The 20,160-nt window shown below is 26.5% G+C and carries 12 protein-coding genes; all 12 read left to right on the plus strand.

What is annotated here, in order from left to right:
• Window position 1 precedes the first annotated feature (1 nt).
• The 12 genes from MPUT_RS01625 (at window position 2) to MPUT_RS01680 (ending at window position 20,041) form a co-directional block, all read left to right on the plus strand.
• A complete protein-coding gene (locus MPUT_RS01625; RefSeq protein ID WP_014035065.1) occupies window positions 2–1,372 on the plus strand; it encodes a DEAD/DEAH box helicase in 1,371 nt (456 codons plus the stop codon).
• Window positions 1,373–1,570: 198 nt separating this feature from the next.
• Complete coding sequence (locus MPUT_RS01630; protein WP_014035066.1) at window positions 1,571–3,760, plus strand: putative immunoglobulin-blocking virulence protein; 2,190 nt, start codon at window positions 1,571–1,573, stop codon at window positions 3,758–3,760.
• A 33-nt stretch (window positions 3,761–3,793) separates the two neighbouring features.
• Window positions 3,794–6,352, plus strand: coding sequence for an Ig-specific serine endopeptidase MIP (gene mip / locus MPUT_RS01635; protein WP_014035067.1), 2,559 nt, complete (start codon window positions 3,794–3,796; stop codon window positions 6,350–6,352).
• Between the two features lie 399 nt (window positions 6,353–6,751).
• Window positions 6,752–8,944 (plus strand): putative immunoglobulin-blocking virulence protein, encoded by a 2,193-nt coding sequence (locus tag MPUT_RS01640; RefSeq protein ID WP_014035068.1) that lies wholly within the window; start codon window positions 6,752–6,754, stop codon window positions 8,942–8,944.
• A 29-nt stretch (window positions 8,945–8,973) separates the two neighbouring features.
• On the plus strand, window positions 8,974–11,535 hold the full coding sequence (mip, locus tag MPUT_RS01645) for an Ig-specific serine endopeptidase MIP (protein WP_014035069.1): 2,562 nt from the start codon (window positions 8,974–8,976) through the stop codon (window positions 11,533–11,535).
• Between the two features lie 54 nt (window positions 11,536–11,589).
• Window positions 11,590–13,023 carry an MSC_0624 family F1-like ATPase-associated membrane protein gene (locus MPUT_RS01650; protein ID WP_014035070.1) on the plus strand — a complete coding sequence of 478 codons (1,434 nt, stop codon included), beginning with the start codon at window positions 11,590–11,592 and terminating at the stop codon, window positions 13,021–13,023.
• A gap of 13 nt (window positions 13,024–13,036) precedes the next feature.
• Window positions 13,037–13,534, plus strand: coding sequence for a DUF2714 domain-containing protein (locus MPUT_RS01655; RefSeq protein ID WP_014035071.1), 498 nt, complete (start codon window positions 13,037–13,039; stop codon window positions 13,532–13,534).
• A complete protein-coding gene (locus MPUT_RS01660; RefSeq protein WP_014035072.1) occupies window positions 13,534–14,433 on the plus strand; it encodes an MSC_0622 family F1-like ATPase gamma subunit in 900 nt (299 codons plus the stop codon). Before MPUT_RS01655 ends, MPUT_RS01660 begins: the two co-directional genes overlap by 1 nt.
• 9 nt (window positions 14,434–14,442) lie before the next feature.
• On the plus strand, window positions 14,443–14,913 hold the full coding sequence (locus MPUT_RS01665; protein WP_014035073.1) for an MSC_0621 family F1-like ATPase epsilon subunit: 471 nt from the start codon (window positions 14,443–14,445) through the stop codon (window positions 14,911–14,913).
• Window positions 14,900–17,104 (plus strand): MSC_0620 family F1-like ATPase-associated subunit, encoded by a 2,205-nt coding sequence (locus MPUT_RS01670; RefSeq protein ID WP_014035074.1) that lies wholly within the window; start codon window positions 14,900–14,902, stop codon window positions 17,102–17,104. Before MPUT_RS01665 ends, MPUT_RS01670 begins: the two co-directional genes overlap by 14 nt.
• A 4-nt stretch (window positions 17,105–17,108) precedes the next feature.
• On the plus strand, window positions 17,109–18,662 hold the full coding sequence (locus MPUT_RS01675) for an MSC_0619 family F1-like ATPase alpha subunit (RefSeq protein ID WP_014035075.1): 1,554 nt from the start codon (window positions 17,109–17,111) through the stop codon (window positions 18,660–18,662).
• A complete protein-coding gene (locus MPUT_RS01680) occupies window positions 18,662–20,041 on the plus strand; it encodes an MSC_0618 family F1-like ATPase beta subunit (RefSeq protein ID WP_014035076.1) in 1,380 nt (459 codons plus the stop codon). The genes MPUT_RS01675 and MPUT_RS01680 overlap by 1 nt, the downstream gene beginning before the upstream one ends.
• Window positions 20,042–20,160: the final 119 nt, after the last annotated feature.

The following is a 20,160-nucleotide window of genomic DNA, read 5'->3' on the forward strand; positions in this document are numbered from 1 at the left end:
AATGAAATTTACTGATTTTGGATTTAAAAAATATATTAATGATACTTTACAAGAAATAGAATTTATTTATCCTACTTCAATTCAGCAAAAAGTGATTCCCTTATTTAAAAAACGTCAAAACATCATTGCTTTAGCTCATACAGGAACTGGTAAAACTCACAGTTTTTTACTTCCAATTCTAAATAACTTAGATCTAGATCTTTTAAAAACAAAACAACACGTTCAAGCTGTAATTATTACTCCTACTAGAGAACTTGCAAAACAAATCTATTTGAACATTCAACAGTTTGCTAAACTTAATCCGAAAATTACTTATGCGATGTTTATTGGTGGAGAAGATATTAATAAAAACCTTGAACAACTAAAAAAAGCTCAACCAGCAATTGTAATTGGAACTCCTGGTAGGTTAAAAGAATTATATGATCAAAACCAACTAAGACTAACTACAGCAAGTTATTTGGTAATTGATGAGTGTGATATGATTTTTGATTTGGGATTTATTGAAGATGTTGATTATTTAATTTCAAAAATGAACAACAACCCAACGATTGGAATTTTTAGTGCCACAATCAATAAACAACTAAAAAACTTCGCTAGTAAATACTTAAAAAATGTCATTTTAATTGATGATAGCAAAAAACAATTAGCAACCAAAAACGTTAGACACATTCTAATTGATACTAAAAATCGTGAAATTGAAGAAAGTCTAATTAAAATCATTAATTCTATTAACCCATTTTTATGTCTGATCTTTGTTAATCAAAAAGATCAAATAGCTAATATTGTTAAAATATTACATACTAATAAGATTTTAAGAGTTGGTGAGCTTCATGGTGATTTACAACCAAGAACCAGAATGACAATGCTTAAAAAAATTAAAAACCATGAATATAAATATGTAGTTGCCACTGATGTTGCTAGTCGTGGAGTTGATATTACTGGAGTTAGTCACGTGATCTCAATTGATCTTCCTAAAGATTTAAATTATTATATTCATCGTTCAGGTCGCACTGGAAGAAACAAACTAACTGGAATCAGTTATGTAATCTATAATTTAAAAAATCAAGAACAAATCAAACAATTAATTAAAAAAGGGATTAACTTTGAAGTTCAAAAACTAGTTGATGATCAACTAGTTGATATTACTAGTTCAAAACCTACTAAAAAAATAACTTATCAGAATCTAGATCTAGAATCAAAACAAGTAATTAATAAATATCAAAATCAAAAAGTTAAACCAAATTATCGTAAAAAGCGTAAACAAGAACTTGAAAAGATTAAACAAAAGATTAGACGTCAACATATTAAAGAAAATATCGAAAAGATTAAAAAACAAAAATACAAAAAAAGAAGACAAGAATTGTTTGATTAAAAAAGTTTAATTAAGTTAGTCTAACTTGAGTTAATAAATTAAAAGATTCTTAGCAGATTAACTTAAGATTGTTAAAATTGCGTTACTTTTGAAAAAAATATAAAATTATATTGAATGAATTTATTAGTTATATGATAGCTAAAACTTTAGTTAGTATAATTGGTTTTAATAAAAATTGTCTTGTAAAGGAGAGAGATTGTGCTTATTAAAAAGAAGAAAAATAAAACCTTGCTACTTTTATTAAGCTCAGCTATTGGTTCATCAGTTATTTTAACTTCAGTTGTTTATAGTGCAACTACTGATGGTTCATTGGCAAAAATTACTTCTACAATCGGAGCAACTGATGCTGAACTGCAACCAGTTAATGGTAATGTGAATGTTCATGTTGCAGCCAGAGATAATAACCTTGATAAAATTCCTAAAGAAGAACTAGAAAAACCCGAACCAATTAGAAAACAAGAAGCGGATGTAATTCCTGCTCCAGAAATTCCACGAGTAATTGAAAACGAAACTACACCAAAACCAGAAATTGAACCAGGCGAATATGAAACAACTGTTGAAATTGCTGGAAGAAGAGTTAGAGCTGTTGTTAGAGGAAGACCGGCTTTTGTACCAACTCAATTTGACAAAGATAATCACATATCAAATCCTAGCGGATATCAAAATATCACAGTAGAAAGAATAGTTAGTGTTACTGTTACTGATGAATTAAGAGAAGCTGTTAGAAATAATGCGATTAGTGGAGAAGCCGGATTGCTTAATGACAGTGCTTTTAAAGTAATTACTGATAGTTTTAATCGTGGTGATAGTGCTGAAACTGTTGGTGGAATCTTAAGAAATAATAAAGCAACTTGAGAAAATATCGTGCAAAGATTTGGTAAATTATTTGATTCAGATAACGTAAAAAACTTTTTAAACCAGCAAGCACAAGCTGAGTATCCTCAAAAAATCAGAGAATTTAAAACAAAAGAAGAAAAATACGCCTGATTATTAAAAAACTTAGATAAGACTAAATTTACAACAATTGGTCCAAGAGCTGAAGCCTTTTTAAAAGAAGGATATGCTCTTGATCCTAGAAATGCCTTTATTAATGAAAACGGGGTAATTGATTCTTATGGATACAATATTCCTGATAAATACAATACAGTAACAAGCAGAATAACTAGAGATAACCTTGAAAAAAGAGTCTTTGGATATAACTCACAATATACAAGATCTTCTGATGATATTAGAAATGGTACTTATCCAGGATGAAAAAAAGAAAAAGTTGATCTAAATAGTGATCCAACATTCAAAAAATATGACATTGAGCAAGATTCTGGAATAAATGTTTTTAGATTAAAAAGAGAAGATGAGATTAATGATCCTAATTTATTAAAAGAAGGAATTGTTGTTGAAATTGATGCTGCAAATTCTAAAGGTTATGCAAGAACTAAAGAATTAATTGAAAAATTTAAACAAGATAAAGTTACAATCACATCTTATAGAATTTTTAATATGGGTGAATCTGATGGGGGACAAAAATTTAAAGATATTTTAAAAGAACTTCCTGATGAACTACCACAATTAGAGTTATTTTTCTCTGATAGACAAACTAACACTTCAAGTTTAATAGCTTTAGAAAATAAAAAGATCAAAGAATTATCATTATACACAACAGGAAACTCTTTAAGAGAATCTTGATCAATCAACCCTTGAGCTTTGAAAAATACTTCATTTATTAATACTTTAGATTACAACGTAAGCAGAGACTATGCAAGTAATTTAAAAATAGCTACAAGAATCACATTTGACACTATTGCTTTTGATGAAGAAGACTATGATTATGCAAATAAAGGTTTTGAAAGAATTAATTTGGGTCTAAGAATGGTTTACTATGCAAGAAATAATGAACCAATCTTTCAAGGAAGACATGGTCCAGGTTTAGATCCTGATCAGAAACAAGGTGATAATAGTTATCCAACTGGACTAGATTTTTCAAGAGTTACAAAAATAAAATCTTTAAGAGGTTTACAATTTAGCGATTCACAAAATCATACAAATAAATCTAGACTAATAAAAAGATTAACTTTATTTAATAACGATGAAGCATTTGCAATTTCATCAAATGAGTTAAATAACGCAAATCTACAACATCTAGACACAACTAATCCAATGGAAAGACCAAAGATATTATTTAGTAATGGTAATGTTACAAAAAGAATTAAGATAACAGATAGTAATCTATTAAATGAACAAGGAAAAGAAAATTTAAGAAAGTATTTTGATTTTAATGAAATGCTAAAATCTACACAGTCAATAGAAATTCCAACTGGTGCAACAGAGTTAAAAAATCAGTTAGAATCTTTAGGTTATAAAGTTCAAAATAATAGTTACAGATTTAGTTAATTCGTTAAATAGATAACTAGAAAGGAAAGGTTTATGAAACTATTAAATAAATTGTTAGCAGTAACTAGTATAGCATCAGTAACTATTCCAAGTTTGTTAGTAGTTGCATGTAGTAATGTAATTGAAGATAATAAGCCGTTATCAAAAGAAGATGTAAAAAATTTTATTAATTTTATAGATTCAGAAGAAAAATTAAAACAAGTTGCAGACTTTCATTTTATAAACCAATTTGGTCAATCAAAGAAGCTATCTGAGACACTACCAACTGAAATCCAGGCTAATCCTTCAAGTTTAAAAATTACTTTAAAAGATAAGAGATATAATGAAAATATTTTACTTTCTATAGAAAGTGCAACCACTGATAGAGGTGCAACTTCAAACATATCAAATGCAACTGGAACAGTTACTGTATTTATTAAATTTTTAAATAGAAAAGAAGCCAAAACAAAAACTAAAAAAATTATTTTAACCGGTCTTTCTAGAAATAATGGATTTAACCATCATGGAAGTCAAGAAGTTGATCCAACAGCTGCATTTGGTGGTGAAAATGGTATTATCAGTTATAATGCTATGTCTCAAGAAGAGCGTTTTAAGTATGATAATGATAAGTATGTTAAAGTTCTTGAGTCTATGTATAATCAACATGGTTTAAATAAAAATATTGATATTAAAGAAAAATTCGGTCTAAATTTTTCTGAAGTAGAAAAGCAAGAATTTGATAATTTAGCTAAAGACGTCAAATTTGATAGTTATTATAACGCTGCTTTAAAAGGATTTACACTTCCAGTTTATGAAGAAAGTAATGGCAAAAAAGAAAAGAAGCTAAAGATAAATGATGGCCCAGAAGTTAATAAAGGTCCTTCATTTACAGATTCTTTAGGTACTGATCATTTTAAATCAAATGGTTTAGCTAGAACTTTAATTAATGAAACCTACAAAACAGTTGCTGAACAAACTTTTCAAGTAAGATTCACATATTTAAAAGATTTTGCTGAAGAGATTGCGCTTTCAAAGAAAAATATTGAATTAATTAAATCCTGAGATGAAAATCAATTAAAAGATTTTAAAAACGATCAAATAAAGAAATTAGAATATCAATATCAATTAGTAATTGAACAAATTCAAAGAGAGATTGCTTTTTTAGCAACAAATGATAATGGGATAAAGACTAATAAGCAAAATCTAATTAAAGAAAAGCTAACTGAGTTAGAACATAAACGTAATGAAATAAAATCGCATACAAGAGAAAGTTTAATTAAGCTTCAAGAAGATGAAATAAGTAAATTTGAAGAAAGAAAAAGCAAGGGTGAAGAACGTAGCGTAGAATCTGGAACTATGTGAATTATGGATTATCAGCTTGAAAATAACCCAACCACATTTTACTTTGGAACAAATTCACACGTTGCTAAAGCATTAACAAATAAATTAACAGCTGTTTCAATTACTAGAATCAAAGAATCAGTAAAAGTTGGTCAAAAACTAATGTTAAATTCATTTGATAAAAATTTTGAAACATTCACATTTAATATAGATGATAAAAATAGAGGATCAGTTTCTGCAATTTTCCATGCAACTGATTTTATTAGTAAAAAACCTTCAGATTACTTAGTAAAAGAACAAGCAAAGAAATATAAAGATGCTGGATTTTTTGCCGATTTTGCTGTTATTGAATTTGACTTTAAGAAATTGCTATCTAATGACAATTTATCTGTAATGAGCGGTAGAGAACCTTTAAACAATTACAAAAATCAAAGTGTCCAAGAGTTAGCTAAGATAATAACAAATAACTATGCAAATAAAGAAAACAAGCAAGTTAAATTTAAATCTGATTCATATTTAACAGAGTATAAAAAAATTGATAGACCAATTTTAATTGAAAACGAAGAAGAATTCAATAAACTAGAAAATCTATACATCTTAGGATATCCTACATCAGAAGGTGATTATTATCTAAAAAAATATGAAGACGACACTCAAATAATTGAAAAGAAACATGATTTTTCTCTTTGAATAAATGCTGATAGTAAATATTTTGAAACCGTTTCAAAGCAAGAAGGTTTCAGCGGAAATTATTCCGAAAGCGAACTATCAAGAGGAAATTTCTTATCATATCAAATAGGATATCGTTCATTTATAGATAAACCTGGTTTAACAGATGCATTTTTAGCAGCTCATAGAGTTGGAAGCGATCTTTACACACTTGCCGATCAAGATGGAAAGCTTAAACAATACTTTAATTTTGGACTAGAATTAATGCCAAGATTTTATGCACCTGCTGGTGGGGCTTCTGGATCAAGTGTTAGAAACAAAAATAACGAACTAATTGCTGTTTATCATGCTTCAAATAATTCAGCAAAAACTGGATTAGCTACTATGTTGAGATCTCCTGGTTACAAATATAATGGTTTATTTGGAGAATACAATTTACCTCAATATGACCTAATATATGGAAGTGGAAAAGAGCAAATAAATTCATACAGACATGCACTAGAAAACAAATATAAGAGTAGTGGTATTAAAACAAGATTATTTAAAGATGGATTTGATAAACAAAATATACCAGAAAATTTTAAATTTATCAGCAACAAATAAACCAACAAGATGTTAGAAACAAACTTTAAATTTTTTTAAAATTCAAGCAAAAAATGCTTGAGTTTTTTGTAAATTAAAAAAAGTTTATTAATAATAGAGATGTTAAAATATTTTCTTGGTTATCAATTTCGTCAGCACCATTTAACAATCAAGTTTCATTCTTGTTAACTTGAAGCATTAATCTTTTTATTTGCTTGGTGTTACATTTAAAAAGTTTATTATTAATTTTTTAATGATTGACAATAGATAAATTTTTTTAGAGCTTTTCAAAAAAAAAAAAAAAAATAAAATATGATAGATATATATTAATCGCATCAGATTCATAAAAAATATATCTTAATTTTTAAATATTTTAGTGAGTATAAATGTTTGATTATCAATTTATAAAGGGGAGAGATTGTGCTTATCAAAAAGAAGAAAAATAGAGCATTGTTATTTTTATTAACAACAGCTATTGGTTCTTCAGTTCTTTTAACTTCAGTTGTTTATAGTGCAACTGCTGATGGTTCACTTGCAAAAATTACTTCTACAATTGGAGAAACTGATGCTGAACTACAACCAGTTAATGGTAATGTTAATGTTCACATAGCTGCTAGAGATAATAATATTGATAAAATCCCTAAAGAAGAACTAGAAAAACTTGAACCATTAAGAAAACAAGAAATTGATGCTATTCCCGCTCCTGAAATCCCACGAGCAATTGATAACCAAACTACTCCTAAACCAGAAATTGAACCAGGTGAAATTGAAACAACTATTGAGATTGCTGGAAAATCAGTAAAAGCTGTTGTTATTGGGAGACCAACTTTTATTCCAACTCAATTTGATAAAGATAAAGGAATTGCAAATCCTAGTGGTTATACAAATATTACAGTTGGAAAAATTGTCAGTGTTACTGTAACTGAAGAATTAAGAAATGCTGTTAGAGAAAATGCAATTAGTGGGGAAGCTGGTTTGCTTAATGATAGTGCTTTTAAAGTAATTACTGAAGCTTTTGGTCGTAATGATACTCCAGAAACTGTTGGTGGAATTTTAAAAAATAATAAATCCACTTGAGAAAATATAGTTCAAAGGTTTGGTAAACTATTTGACTCAAATAATGTAAAAAAATTTTTAAAAGTTGAAGCACAAAATCAATACGATCAGAAAATCAAAGAATTTAAATCAAAAGAAGAAAAATATGCTTGATTACTAGTGAATCTAGACAAAACTAAATTTACAAGAATTGGAGATAGAGCTGAAGCTTATCTAAAAGAAGGATATGCACTAGATCCTAGAAATGCCTTTATCAATGAAGATGGTGTAATTGATTCTTATGGGTATAACATTCCTGATAAGTATAATACAGTAACAAGCCGAATAACTACAGATAATCTAACTAGAAGAGTCTTTGGATATAATTCACCATACACAAGATCATCAGATGATGTCAGAAATGGTGTTTATCCAGGTTGAAAAAAAGAAAAAATTAATTTAACTGATGACAATGTATTTAAAGAGTACAAAATTAAATCAGATTCTGGAATAAACATTTTTAAGTTAGAAAGAATAGATAAAGTTAATGATTCTAATTTATTAAATGAAGGTACTGTTGTTGAAATTGATGCTGCAAATCCTAAGGCTTATGCTAGAATGAAAGAATTAATCAAAAAATTTAAAGATAATAAAAATATTAATATTACATCATACAGAATTTTTAATATGGGTGCTTCTAACGGAAGTCAGGAATTTAAATCAATTTTGTCTGAACTTCCCAAAAAGTTACCTCAACTTGAATTGTTTTTTTCAGATAGACAAACTAATACTTCTAGTTTAATAGCTTTAGAAGACAAAGAAATCAAAGAATTATCACTTTATACGACAGGAAACTCATTAAGAGAATCTTGATCATTTAACCCTTGAGCTTTAAAAAACACATCATTTATTAATACTTTAGATTACAACGTAAGTAGAGAATATGCTAGAGACTTAAATATAGCTTCAAGAATCACATTTGATACTATTGCATTTGATGAACAAGATTACAAACATAATGGAAATGAATTCGAAAGAATTAATCTTGGTCTAAGAATGGTATATTATGCCAGAAATAATGAACCATTCTTTCAAGGAAGATACGGTGGTGGGCTAGAACCAGACCAACAACAAGGTGATAATAGCTATCCAACAGGATTAGATTTTTCAAGAGTTAAAAGTGTAAAATCTCTAAGAGGTTTACAATTTAATGATTCGCAAAAACCATCAAATAAACCTAGATTAATAAAAAGATTAACACTATTTAATAATCAACAAGAATTTGAAATTTCAACAAGTGAATTAAGTCAAGCTAACTTGCAAAATTTAGATGAAAATAATCAATTTGATCCGCCAAAAATATACTTTAGTAACGGTAATAATACGAGAGTTATCAAAATAACTGATAGTAATTTATTAAGTGAACCAGCAAAAACAAATTTAAGAAGATACTTTAAATTTAATGAAATGCTAAAATCCACACAAACAATTGAAGTTCCAATCGGAGCCACTCAATTGAAAACTCAATTAGAACAAATGGGTTATAAAGTCCAAAATAACAGTTACAAATTTAGCTAATGATCAAAAATAGAAGGAGAGACTTTGTAGTGAAATTATTAAATAAATTGCTATTGATTAGTAGTACATCTACTATTGTTCTTCCTAGTTTATTAGTTGTTGCATGTAACAGAGTTACAGAAAATTCGATCTCTAATCTGTCAATAGAACAAGTTGATGATTTTATTAATTCTATAAAATCAGAAGATGATTTAAAAAAGGTCGCTGAATTTGAGTTCGAAGTAGTATTTGGAAGAAAGAAAAGTTTATCTGAAACCTTACCAACAGAAATTGAAGCATCAGCATCAAGTTTGAAAATTAAATTAAGAGAAAAAAAATATAAAGATAATGTAACTATTTCTGTAGAAAGTGCAAGAACTAATAGAACAGCAACAGCTAACACATCAAATATTGAAGGCAAAGTAACTTTATTTATTAGCATTTTAAATAGAAAAAATAATAAATCACAAGCTAGACAATTGGTTCTTTCAGGTCTTTCAAGAAATGCTGGTTTTGATCATAATTCAAGACAAGAAGTAGATCCTTTGGCTGCATTTGGTGGCCCTGAAGGTGTTAAAAAATATAGTGAAAATAACCAAAAACAACGATTTAAATCTGACAATGACACATATATCAAAAGACTTGAATCTATGTATAATCCCGATGGTGCTGATAAAGCAGTCGATATCAAACAAAGGTTTGGATTAGATATTTCACAAGATGATCAAGCAAAATTTGATAAATTAGCTGAAGAAGTTAATTTTGATAGTTACTATAATGCTGCTTTAAAAGGTTTTACTCTCCCAGTTTATGAAAATGATAATAGTAAAATGGTTAAAAAACTAAGAATAAATGATAACCCAGAAGTAAATAAAGGTCCTTCATTTACAGATTCTTTGGGTACTGATCATTCAAAATCAAATGGACTTGCCAGAACTTTAATCAATGAAACATATAAAACAATAGCTGAACAAACCTTTCAAGTAAAATTCACATATGTAAAAGACTTTGCTAATGAAATAGGACTTTTAGAAAAGCACAAAGCTTTAATTAGTTCTTGAGATGAATCTAAAGTTGAAGATTTTAAAAATGATCAAATAGGCAAATTGGAATATCAATATAAAATTGAGATTGAACAAATTGAAAGACAAATTAAATCTTTATTTGAAAACGATGAAGGTATAAAGTCAACTAGACAAAAGGAAATAGAAGAAAAAAGATTAGAGCTAGACAAAAAACGTAAGGAAATAGAAAAGCATAACAGAGAAAGTTTAATTAAGCTTCAAGAAAAAGAAATACAAGAATTACAAAAAAGAAGAAATGAAGGCAAAGAGCTAGGTTCAGAATCTGGAACAATGTGAATAATGGATTATCAATTAGATAGTAGTGACCCAGTAAAGTTTTACTTTGGAACTAACTCTCATGTTGCTAAAGCACTAACAAGTAAATTAACAGCAATTTCAATTACTAGAATTAAAGATTCGGTAGAAGTTGGACAAAAATTAATGCTAAATTCATTTGATCCAAATTTTGAAACATTTACATTTGAGATAAATGAAAAAAATAAGGACTCAATATCAGCAATTTTTCATGCAACTGACTTTGTTAATAGCAAACCTTCTGATTATCTAGTAAAAGAGCAAGCAGACAAATACAAAGATGCAGGATTTTATGCAGACTTTGCAGTAATTGAGTTTGATTTTGAGAAATTATTATCTAACAAGAATTTTCATGTGATGAGTGCTAAAAAGCCGAAAGATGACTATAAGAATTACGAAGCTAAGAAATTAGCAAAAATATTAACAAATGACTATTCCAAAAAAGAAGGGAAGCAAATTAAATTTAAATCTGATTCATACTTAACAAATTATGCAAAAATTGATAGACCAATTATAATCGAAAATAGCGACCAACTAGACAATCTAGAAAATATCTATGTTTTAGGTTACCCAACTTCAGAAAACGACTATTATTTAGATCAGCATGAAGATGCAAATCAAATAAGAGATAAAAAGACTGACTTTTCACTTTGAATAAATGCTGATAGTAAGTATTATGGAGCAATTATAAAACAAGAAGGATCTTCTGGTAGTTATAAACAAAATGACCTATTAAGAGGAAACTTCTTATCATATCAAATTGGATATCGCTCATTTATAGATAAACCAGGATTAACAGATGCATTTCTAGCAGCTCACAGAGTAGGTAATGACTTGTATACACTTACTCAAAATGGACAAACAAAGCAATATTTCAACTTTGGATTAGAATTAATGCCAAGGTTTTATGCACCTGCTGGTGGGGCATCTGGATCAAGTGTTAGAAATAAAAATAATGAATTAATTGCTGTTTATCATGCTTCTAATAATTCGGCAAAAACAGGGTTAGCAACCATGTTTAGATCTCCTGGATATAATTATAATGATTTGTTTGGAAGTTATAATTTGCCTCAATATGATTTAATCTACGGAAATGGAAAAAATCAAAAAAACTCGTATAGACATGAAATGCTAAAAAAATATAACGGTAAATTAAAAACAAAATTATTTAAAGATGGTTTTAATGAAAAAGATATTCCGAAAGAATTTAAATTCCCCGAAAAATCAAAATAAAATATTAAAGACGATAAAGTCTTGATTTATTGTCTTTTTTTATAAGGAGTAGAAATGATAAATAGTTCTATTAAACTAACTGATAAGAAAAGTTATAATCAGATAACTAGTTTAGTTTTAGAAAAACAAAAAAATAAAATTATAACGATCTATAAATTAGTATCATTATTACTTTTTTTTATTACACTTGGTTTATTCTTATTTTTAATTAACTATGCATTGTTTTATGAACAAACTTTGTTACTAATAGCTTTTAACTTCTCAACCGATGCTTTTCAAGAAGCTAACTGAGGTTTTATCTTTAGATTAGCCATTTTAGGATTTTTATATTTATATGGTTTTAAAAATGCTTATCTAAATATCTATCAAAATAAAACTCATATAAAGTTATATTCAATTTGATTTAGCTTATATTTACTAACTTCGTTATCTGGTTTTATCTTATTTTTTACTTATAAGCATACTAATGTCAATCAAGTGTTTTATCTTTTATATAGTTTAATACCGCTATTATTAATAGACATATCATATGTGATTTTTAGTTTTTATACAAAAAGAAAAACTAATCCATTGATTTATGCAAATAAAAAATTATTAATTATAGATTTACTTTCAAGAGTTAGTCTAGTTGCAATTACTTTTCTTTTCTTTGGTTTATGAATCAGTGCAAGCATTGAAACTAGTTCAATGATTATTAATAACTCATTTTATGACTCAATTTATAAAATATTTAAATTTAAAGGTTTTTTAAACTTTTTAATTATCATAGCTAGTTTTTTAGTTTTAGGGTTATTATTAATTGGTTTAAAAATTTATACAATTTTTGCAATAATTTATAAACAAATTGATACAACTAATTTAAAAAATAAGTTTGATTATTATCTGACAGGTTTAGCTGTTATTATCTTATGACTAATAAGTTTAGTACCTATAAAAATAGAACCAACTCATACACGCTTCACTACAGATGATAAATTTGATTATTTAAACTTATTATTTAGTTTATTTAACGTTGTAATTTTAATAGCATTTGTTTATTTGCAATACTTTAAAAAACATAAATTAATTACTAATAAATTAGTTGTTAATAATTACTTAATTAGTTATTTATGAATTATTTGAGTAGTTTTTATGATTTCAAACTTTTTAACAGATCAAGTGCAAGTTTCATTAATTAACTTAATTATTAATATTGTTTTAACAATTATTAGTTTTGCACTACATTATCATAAAAATAAGTTTAGTAGTTATTCTAATGCTTTATTAATAGTGATTAATCTTCAAATTCTATTTATTGTTGGATTAATTTATGGATTAAATCATATTTTATTATCAAATCATAATAAGTCGTTATACATACTTGATACTAGACTAACTATTAATCAAATTATTTCAATCGTAATTGTTTTAGTTCAAACTAGTTATTATCTTTACTATTTAATTAATTCAGTGATTTCAATTAACCAAATTAAAAAAATCGATATATAGTCAAGGAGAACATATGAAAAAAAATCATCAAAATCAAAATCTGATTAGCTTTGATCTTTTTAGTTTATTTAACCAGTTAACAAACTCTCAAGACTATATAAGTTATAAAAAGTTAATCGCAAGTGTTTTGTTAAAAGCTAATTTAGGTTTTAGTTCTGAGCAATATCATCAATTTGAAAAAATGACTGAACAAGCACTAAAAAATAAATATGATTTATTATTAAATGATTTTGTAATTTCATTTAATGTTGATCTTAAATATGGCTTTAACATTTTAGTACCAGTGTTAATTAGTCAAGAATCAACAAATAACGAAGCAATCAGTTTTGTTAGTCACACTGATTTAAAACTAAACAACTTTTTAAAGATATTTAACTTATTTATCACTAAACTAGTTGATCAAAATAAAATTGTTGAAATTTTTCCAAGCATTCTTATTTATCGATCAAAAAACACTCAGTCATTAAAAATTGCTTTTGATGACAAATACTTAGCTGTCAGAGGTAGTTAATGGATTTAAAAAAAGTTGAAAATAAGTTAAATAATTTCAAAAAAATTCACTCAAAAGTTATTAATGATAAAAACATTATTCAAATTGATATTATTAAGCAAAACAGTTTATTAACTCATTATCTATCTAATAGTTTATTAAACCAATACTTAATTTTAGCAATCAAACAACAATATCAAATTAAAAACACTTTAATAAGTCACAACCCAAAAACTAATAATAACTGGTTAACTAAGTTGTCTAAAGTTTTTTTAAAACCTAAACAACTATGGATCTATTTAACTGAAGAACAAAAATATCAAACTGATTCTTATTCAAGATATGAAACACATATTTTACAAACTCTGAAACACAAAAATATTGATTTTATAACCATTGGATCAAGAGCAGAACAATTTTGTTTAAACAATAATTTAAATGTTGTTTATAGTTTAGATTTAAAGCAAACAAATTTAGATCTATCGTGGAAATTAACTGAAATAATTAAATTATTATTTAGTCAACAAAACTATCAGTCACTGTGTTTTGTAATTAATTCTAATAAAAACAAAAATAAACACTTTACTATTCTGCCATTATCTGAATTTGACATAGTTTCACTAAGTGAAAAAGAGCTTAAACACCAATCAATTAATATTTCGAAATTTAAAATTTATCCAAATATTGATCAATATCTAAATATTCAAGTAGATAGTTTTATTAAAAATTCAATTGAATCTTTACTAGTAGAATCATCATTTTATAAAGCAAAAAATGAACTAATTAGAATTAATAAGATTATTAATGAAGTTGATGAAGAAATTCAAAAACTAAATAAAAAGATCATCAGAATTAAACGCGAAAAAGAAATTGAAGAGATCGTTTTATTAGTTAGTGCAAATAAACGTTTTGTACTATAAAGGAGTTATATGAACTTAAATAGTAGTTTTAATTTAACAATTAATTTTATTGAATCTAAAAAGACTCTAAATTTTGATCGTGTGGCAGTGGCTTTTAATATTGATGAGCAAGAAGATTGAATGGAATTAGCAAATGATTTTTTAGTAGGTTATCAAATGCTATTATTAAAAATTTATCATTATAAAACAAGACAATATAAATACTTATTTTGTAAAAACACTCACATTTTAGTTTCAAAAAACACTATTACTGTTAATACCTTTTCTTCATCAGAATTTTATACTCAAAACTTTGTAAAAAATCAAAATGATCAATTATTAAAAAAAGTTAATAAAAAAATAAATTCACTACTAGCAATGCAAAAAATTGGCCTAGATCTTGAAAAGCTAATTGAACTTAAACAATTACAAGAACAACAATACCAGCTAAAAATGATTAAAGAATTAAGTCTAAGAAGGGAGAATTATGAAGAAATTTAAATCAAAGTTAGTTTTATTAACTAATCTTTCTGTATTTTCAGTCTTAACTCCTGTTAGTTTTTCTTTAATTAATCAAACCACAACAACAGCAACTAAGAATATAGCTTTATATCAAGAAGAGAGAACTAATGGATCATCTATATCTTCAAACGAAAGTGTTAGTGATCAACCAACAAGTGATCCATCATTTCCAACTTTTAAGTCAGAAGCTGAAAAAAAGATAAAAGAAACAGCTGGTGAAGTATTTGACAAAATCACAAAATTTATAGATGAAAAGTTAAAAGAAATCAATTTAAATAAAGAAGATAAAAGTAATGATTATGTTTCAAATCTTCAGAAAAAAGTATATTTAACAGCATTAAATAATTTATATAATAAATCTAAAAAAGAAGAATTTACAAAATCTCCTTCAAAGTTCGGATTTGATATAACTTTTCCTTATATTTTAGCCAATTACAAAGAACATAATACTGGAACTGTAATTTTTAATGGTAAGAAATATGAAAATATCAGACTAAGTCCTGATAAAGAATTTGATTATTCAAAACTTGTTGATCAAAAGGAAAAGGGAGAGGTTATTAAAGGTAACGAAAAAATTATTAACACTATAAAAGTACATAATTTTAATATTGAGCTAAAAGGTTATTTAGACAAATGAAAAGAACAAGTATTGGAAATGTTTTATAACGAAAATGATATTCCAAAAATAGGTGAAGATTTTATTCTTGAATCTAACAATAATTCTAATAGTGACGTTAATGTAGATAACTATTCAGCAAAAATTTTAAGTAAACATAAAGACTGGGAACAGTATATTATCAATAAAATAAAACCTAAATTTATTGACTTTGATTTAACTAGAAATCAAGAATATAAAGATGAAAGCGAATCACAACCAACCCCTCCACCAACTCCAACTATTCCAGATCCGTTAAAACCAGTTATTCCTGATAAGAAACCAGATTCTGTTAATGTTAGTCAGATAATCCAAGCTCTTCCTCAACTAAGTCCATATGTAAGTTATGAACATGCTGATGCTGATACTATTGATGAGATTATAAGTAAGTTTGATTCAGAAACTGATCAAGACAGAAAAAAGAAGTTTTTCTTCTTTAAAAACCCCATTAACACGAGATTTGAATATACAGTCGAAGAAAAAGCTAATTCAACTTCAGGTGAACAATACGTAACAGTTAAAATAAAAGATTTAGTAAATGAAAGTAAATCTAGAACTTATCAAACTCAAATTATTAACCCAAACAAAAATGTTAAATATAGTTATTTACTGCAAAAACAAAACGAAGAAATTCAAAAATCATTTTTAGGTTTATATAAATCTCTAATGTTAGATGAAAAACTAGACTATAAAACTATAGGACACGGAGATTTACAATCCGCAACCTTAGGAGTGGTTGAAAGTGCTAATAAAATAGTTAATGATATAAATTTCCAAGAATATTGATCAAACTTATTAAGAAGTAATTATTCTTCAGTTGATGATAATCAAATAAATGATGATGAGTATCTTCCAAGCGTAGTTACTAGAACATCAAAATCACTAATTAATAAAATTTTAAGTTCTTTAATAGCATCAAATATAAATAACCAACCTGCTTTTAATGTACTAGCTAATGCGTTTGTAGTTTTAAAATCTGATTTAGACGGATTCACAGTACACGAAGCGTCTAGACAGGCATTTATCAAAAAAGCTGAAAAACATAATTTAGACTTAAAGTATATGGATAAAACATTTATAAATTTAGATAAGGCAAATACTAGATTAACATCTTCAGCAAATGATAAGTTCAAAAACTTTAACCCATTAAAATGATTTGAAAGTTATATTGAAAATGTTAAAGATGCTAGAGAATATGTCGAAATCATTAAAGTTTTATTATCAACAGCTGAATTTGACAAAGACTCAAAAGAATATCAAGAATTAGATAAATATTATCAATTAGCAATTCAAAAAAATCACGATGAACAAAAAATGGCTAATAACTCATCACTTACAATTGGAATTATTTTATTAACTTTAAGTATCTTATTTATCATAGCTAATAGTTTTATTTACATTTATAAAAATCAAAATAGACAAAAATTAAAATCAACATTTATTGTCTTAACTATCTTTGCATCAAGCATTACTTTAATATCAATTATACTAATCATCATAGGATTGAGAGGATAAAAAAATGAAGCAAAAACTTAATCAAGAAGCAATAACTATAAATCCAAAAATTGCAGCAATTTATGATTATATTATTCAAGTTGAAGGAGAATTTGATTATCATCAACAGCAAGTTTTTATTTCACCAAATAATCATAAAGCTAGATTATTTTTAATTAGTGCTACACAAAACTCAGCATACCTATTATGTAATTTAGAAGGATTAAAATTAGGAATTGGTGATGAAATAGAATTATCAGATCAATCAAATGAAGTTTTTACTAGTAAAGAACACTTTAATAAAGTAATTGATATTTATGGAAATGCTATTTTACCAGTTAATAAAACTATTAATAAAAAAGCTAGTGATCCTTCAAGTGAAATCTTTAAGTTAAGTCACGAGCTAATGAGAGTTCAAAGATTAAATGAACAGCTTTATACTGGTTTAACTGTTATTGATTTATTAATTCCAATCGGAAAAGGTCAGCGTGAGTTAATTATTGGAGATCGTCAAACAGGAAAAACTCACATCGCACTAAATACAGTGATTAATCAAGCTAAAAAAGGACTAAAATGTGTTTATGTTGCGATTGGTCAAAAAAGAGAAACTATTTCAAGAATTTATAATACTTTAGAAAAACATGATGCTTTAAAAAATACTATTATTATTGATGCACCAGCAACTAGTGCTTATGAACAATACCTAGCTCCTTATGTTGGCATGGCTCATGCTGAAAACATCTCACTTAATGATGATGTGTTAATTATTTTTGATGATCTAACAAAACATGCCAATATTTTTAGAGAAATAGCACTATTGAGTAATCGACCAGTGGGAAAAGAAGCAATGCCTGGAGATATGTTTTTTGCTCATTCTCAACTATTAGAACGTGCTGGATCATTTAAAAATACTAAAACCATTACAGCACTACCGATTATTCAAACTACTGATAATGATCTAACTAGTTTGGTTTCATCAAATGTCATTTCAATTACTGATGGTCAAATTGTTACAAGTAGTAAGTTATTTTCTCAAGGAGTACTACCAGCAATTGATATTGACTTTTCAGTTTCAAGAACTGGAAGCAGTGTACAAAATAAATCAATGACTAAAATTGCTGCTGATATTGGTAAAACTTATCGAAAATATAAAAGACAATTAAAACTTGCTTCATTAGATTACAAGTTAAATGATCAAGTAGCTGATTTAATGTATAAAGGTAAAATGATTGATAAATTATTTTTACAAAAAGGATATTTACTTTATACTTATAATTTTATTTTAATAATGAGTAAGATCATTCAATGATCATTGATCAAGACTATTAAAGATGAACAAAAAGCTTTATTATTTTTAGATTATTTTATTAATCATCATCATGAAGGTAAAAGACAATTTGAACTTATCGCTTCAGGTCAAGCTTATAATGAAGAAATGACTAAAAATTATTTTGCATTTGCTTTGAAACAATACTCAGATTATTTTAACTTAAACTGAGAAATTGACAATGAATATGATTTTTTAGAAATCGATAAAGCATTTTTACATAAAGCAGCTGAGAAATTAGGTGATAATTAATGAATGGAAAAATTATTAGTATTTCAGGAGATGTTATTGATATTGAGTTTGATAAAGACCAATTACCATTAGTTAATCAATTATTAACAACTCATAATAACTCAACATATTTACTAGTTAAAAGTATTATTAGCAATACTCATATTAGAGCAATTATTATTTATGCAGCTAAAACGATTGCTTTAAGTGATGTTGTTAAAAATACTAAAAAAAGTTTTATGGTACCTGTTGGAAATAAAGCTAAAAATAATATTTATAGTTTTACTGGTATTTCGTTAAACAACAATAATAACCAAGACGTTGATTTAATTGAAATGAATTCTATTATTAATAACAAAAGACAAATTAGTTTACAAAATGAACTAATTGAAACTGGAATTAAAGCAATTGATTTTTTCATTCCTATTTTTAAAGGCTTTAAACTAGGGATTTTTGGTGGAGCTGGAGTTGGTAAAACAGTTCTAATGAAAGAAATCATTTTTAATGTTAATAATAAGTATAAAAAGACTTCAAATATTTTCATTGGATCAGGAGAACGTTCTCGAGAAGGAATTGAACTTTATGATGAACTAATACAATCAAATCTAATGAAAAACTCAACTATGTACATTTCTAAAATGAATGAATCACCTGGAGCAAGAATGTCAATTGTGCCAATTGGAGTGACTGCTGCTGAGTATTTAAGAGATTATCAAAAAGAAGATGTCTTATTATTTATTGATAATATTTATCGTTTTATTCAAGCAGAAAACGAAGTAAGTGCCACACTTGGTAAAAAACCTTCAATTGGTGGGTATCAGTCTACCTTAGAAAGTGATGTGGCAAATATTCAAGATCGTTTATTTAAAAATGACAATGCAGCAATCACTTCATTTCAAACAGTTTTTTTACCAATGGATGATTTAAGTGATCCTTCAGCTGTTGCAGTTTTTAATCACTTAGATTCAAATTTAGTTCTTTCAAGAGATCAAGCAGCTAAAAATATTCTACCTGCCTTTGATCCACTAGCAAGTTCATCAACTTCACTAGATGAAACTTTGATTGGTAAAAAACACTTTGATGCGATTTTAGAAGTTAAAAAAGTCTTAAAAGCATACAAAGATCTAGAAGATGTAATTCTAATTTTAGGATTTGATGAACTAGATGCTGAAAATAAAATTATTGTTAAAAAAGCCTTACAACTAGAAAACTTCTTCACTCAAAACTTCTTTATGACTGAACACTTTACCAAAAGTCCCGGTCAATACGTTCCTTTAAAAGATACTATTGAAAGTGTACTTAGAATTTTAGAAGGTAAATATATCAAACAAAGTCCTGAAATTTTTGCTTATATCGGTTCAGCTTTAGATTTAAAAACTGATGAAGAACTAGGGTTATAATTATCATTTAATAACTATTTAAAAACAGAACATTGAATTTTTTAATGTTCTGTTTTTAAATATTTTTAGTTAATTAATAACTTTAAAAACTTTAATAATTAACAGCAACTTTACAAGTC

Origin of the sequence: Mycoplasma putrefaciens KS1 (assembly GCF_000224105.1) — a bacterium.
Taxonomy (GTDB): Bacteria; Bacillota_I; Bacilli_A; order Mycoplasmatales; family Mycoplasmataceae; genus Mycoplasma; species Mycoplasma putrefaciens.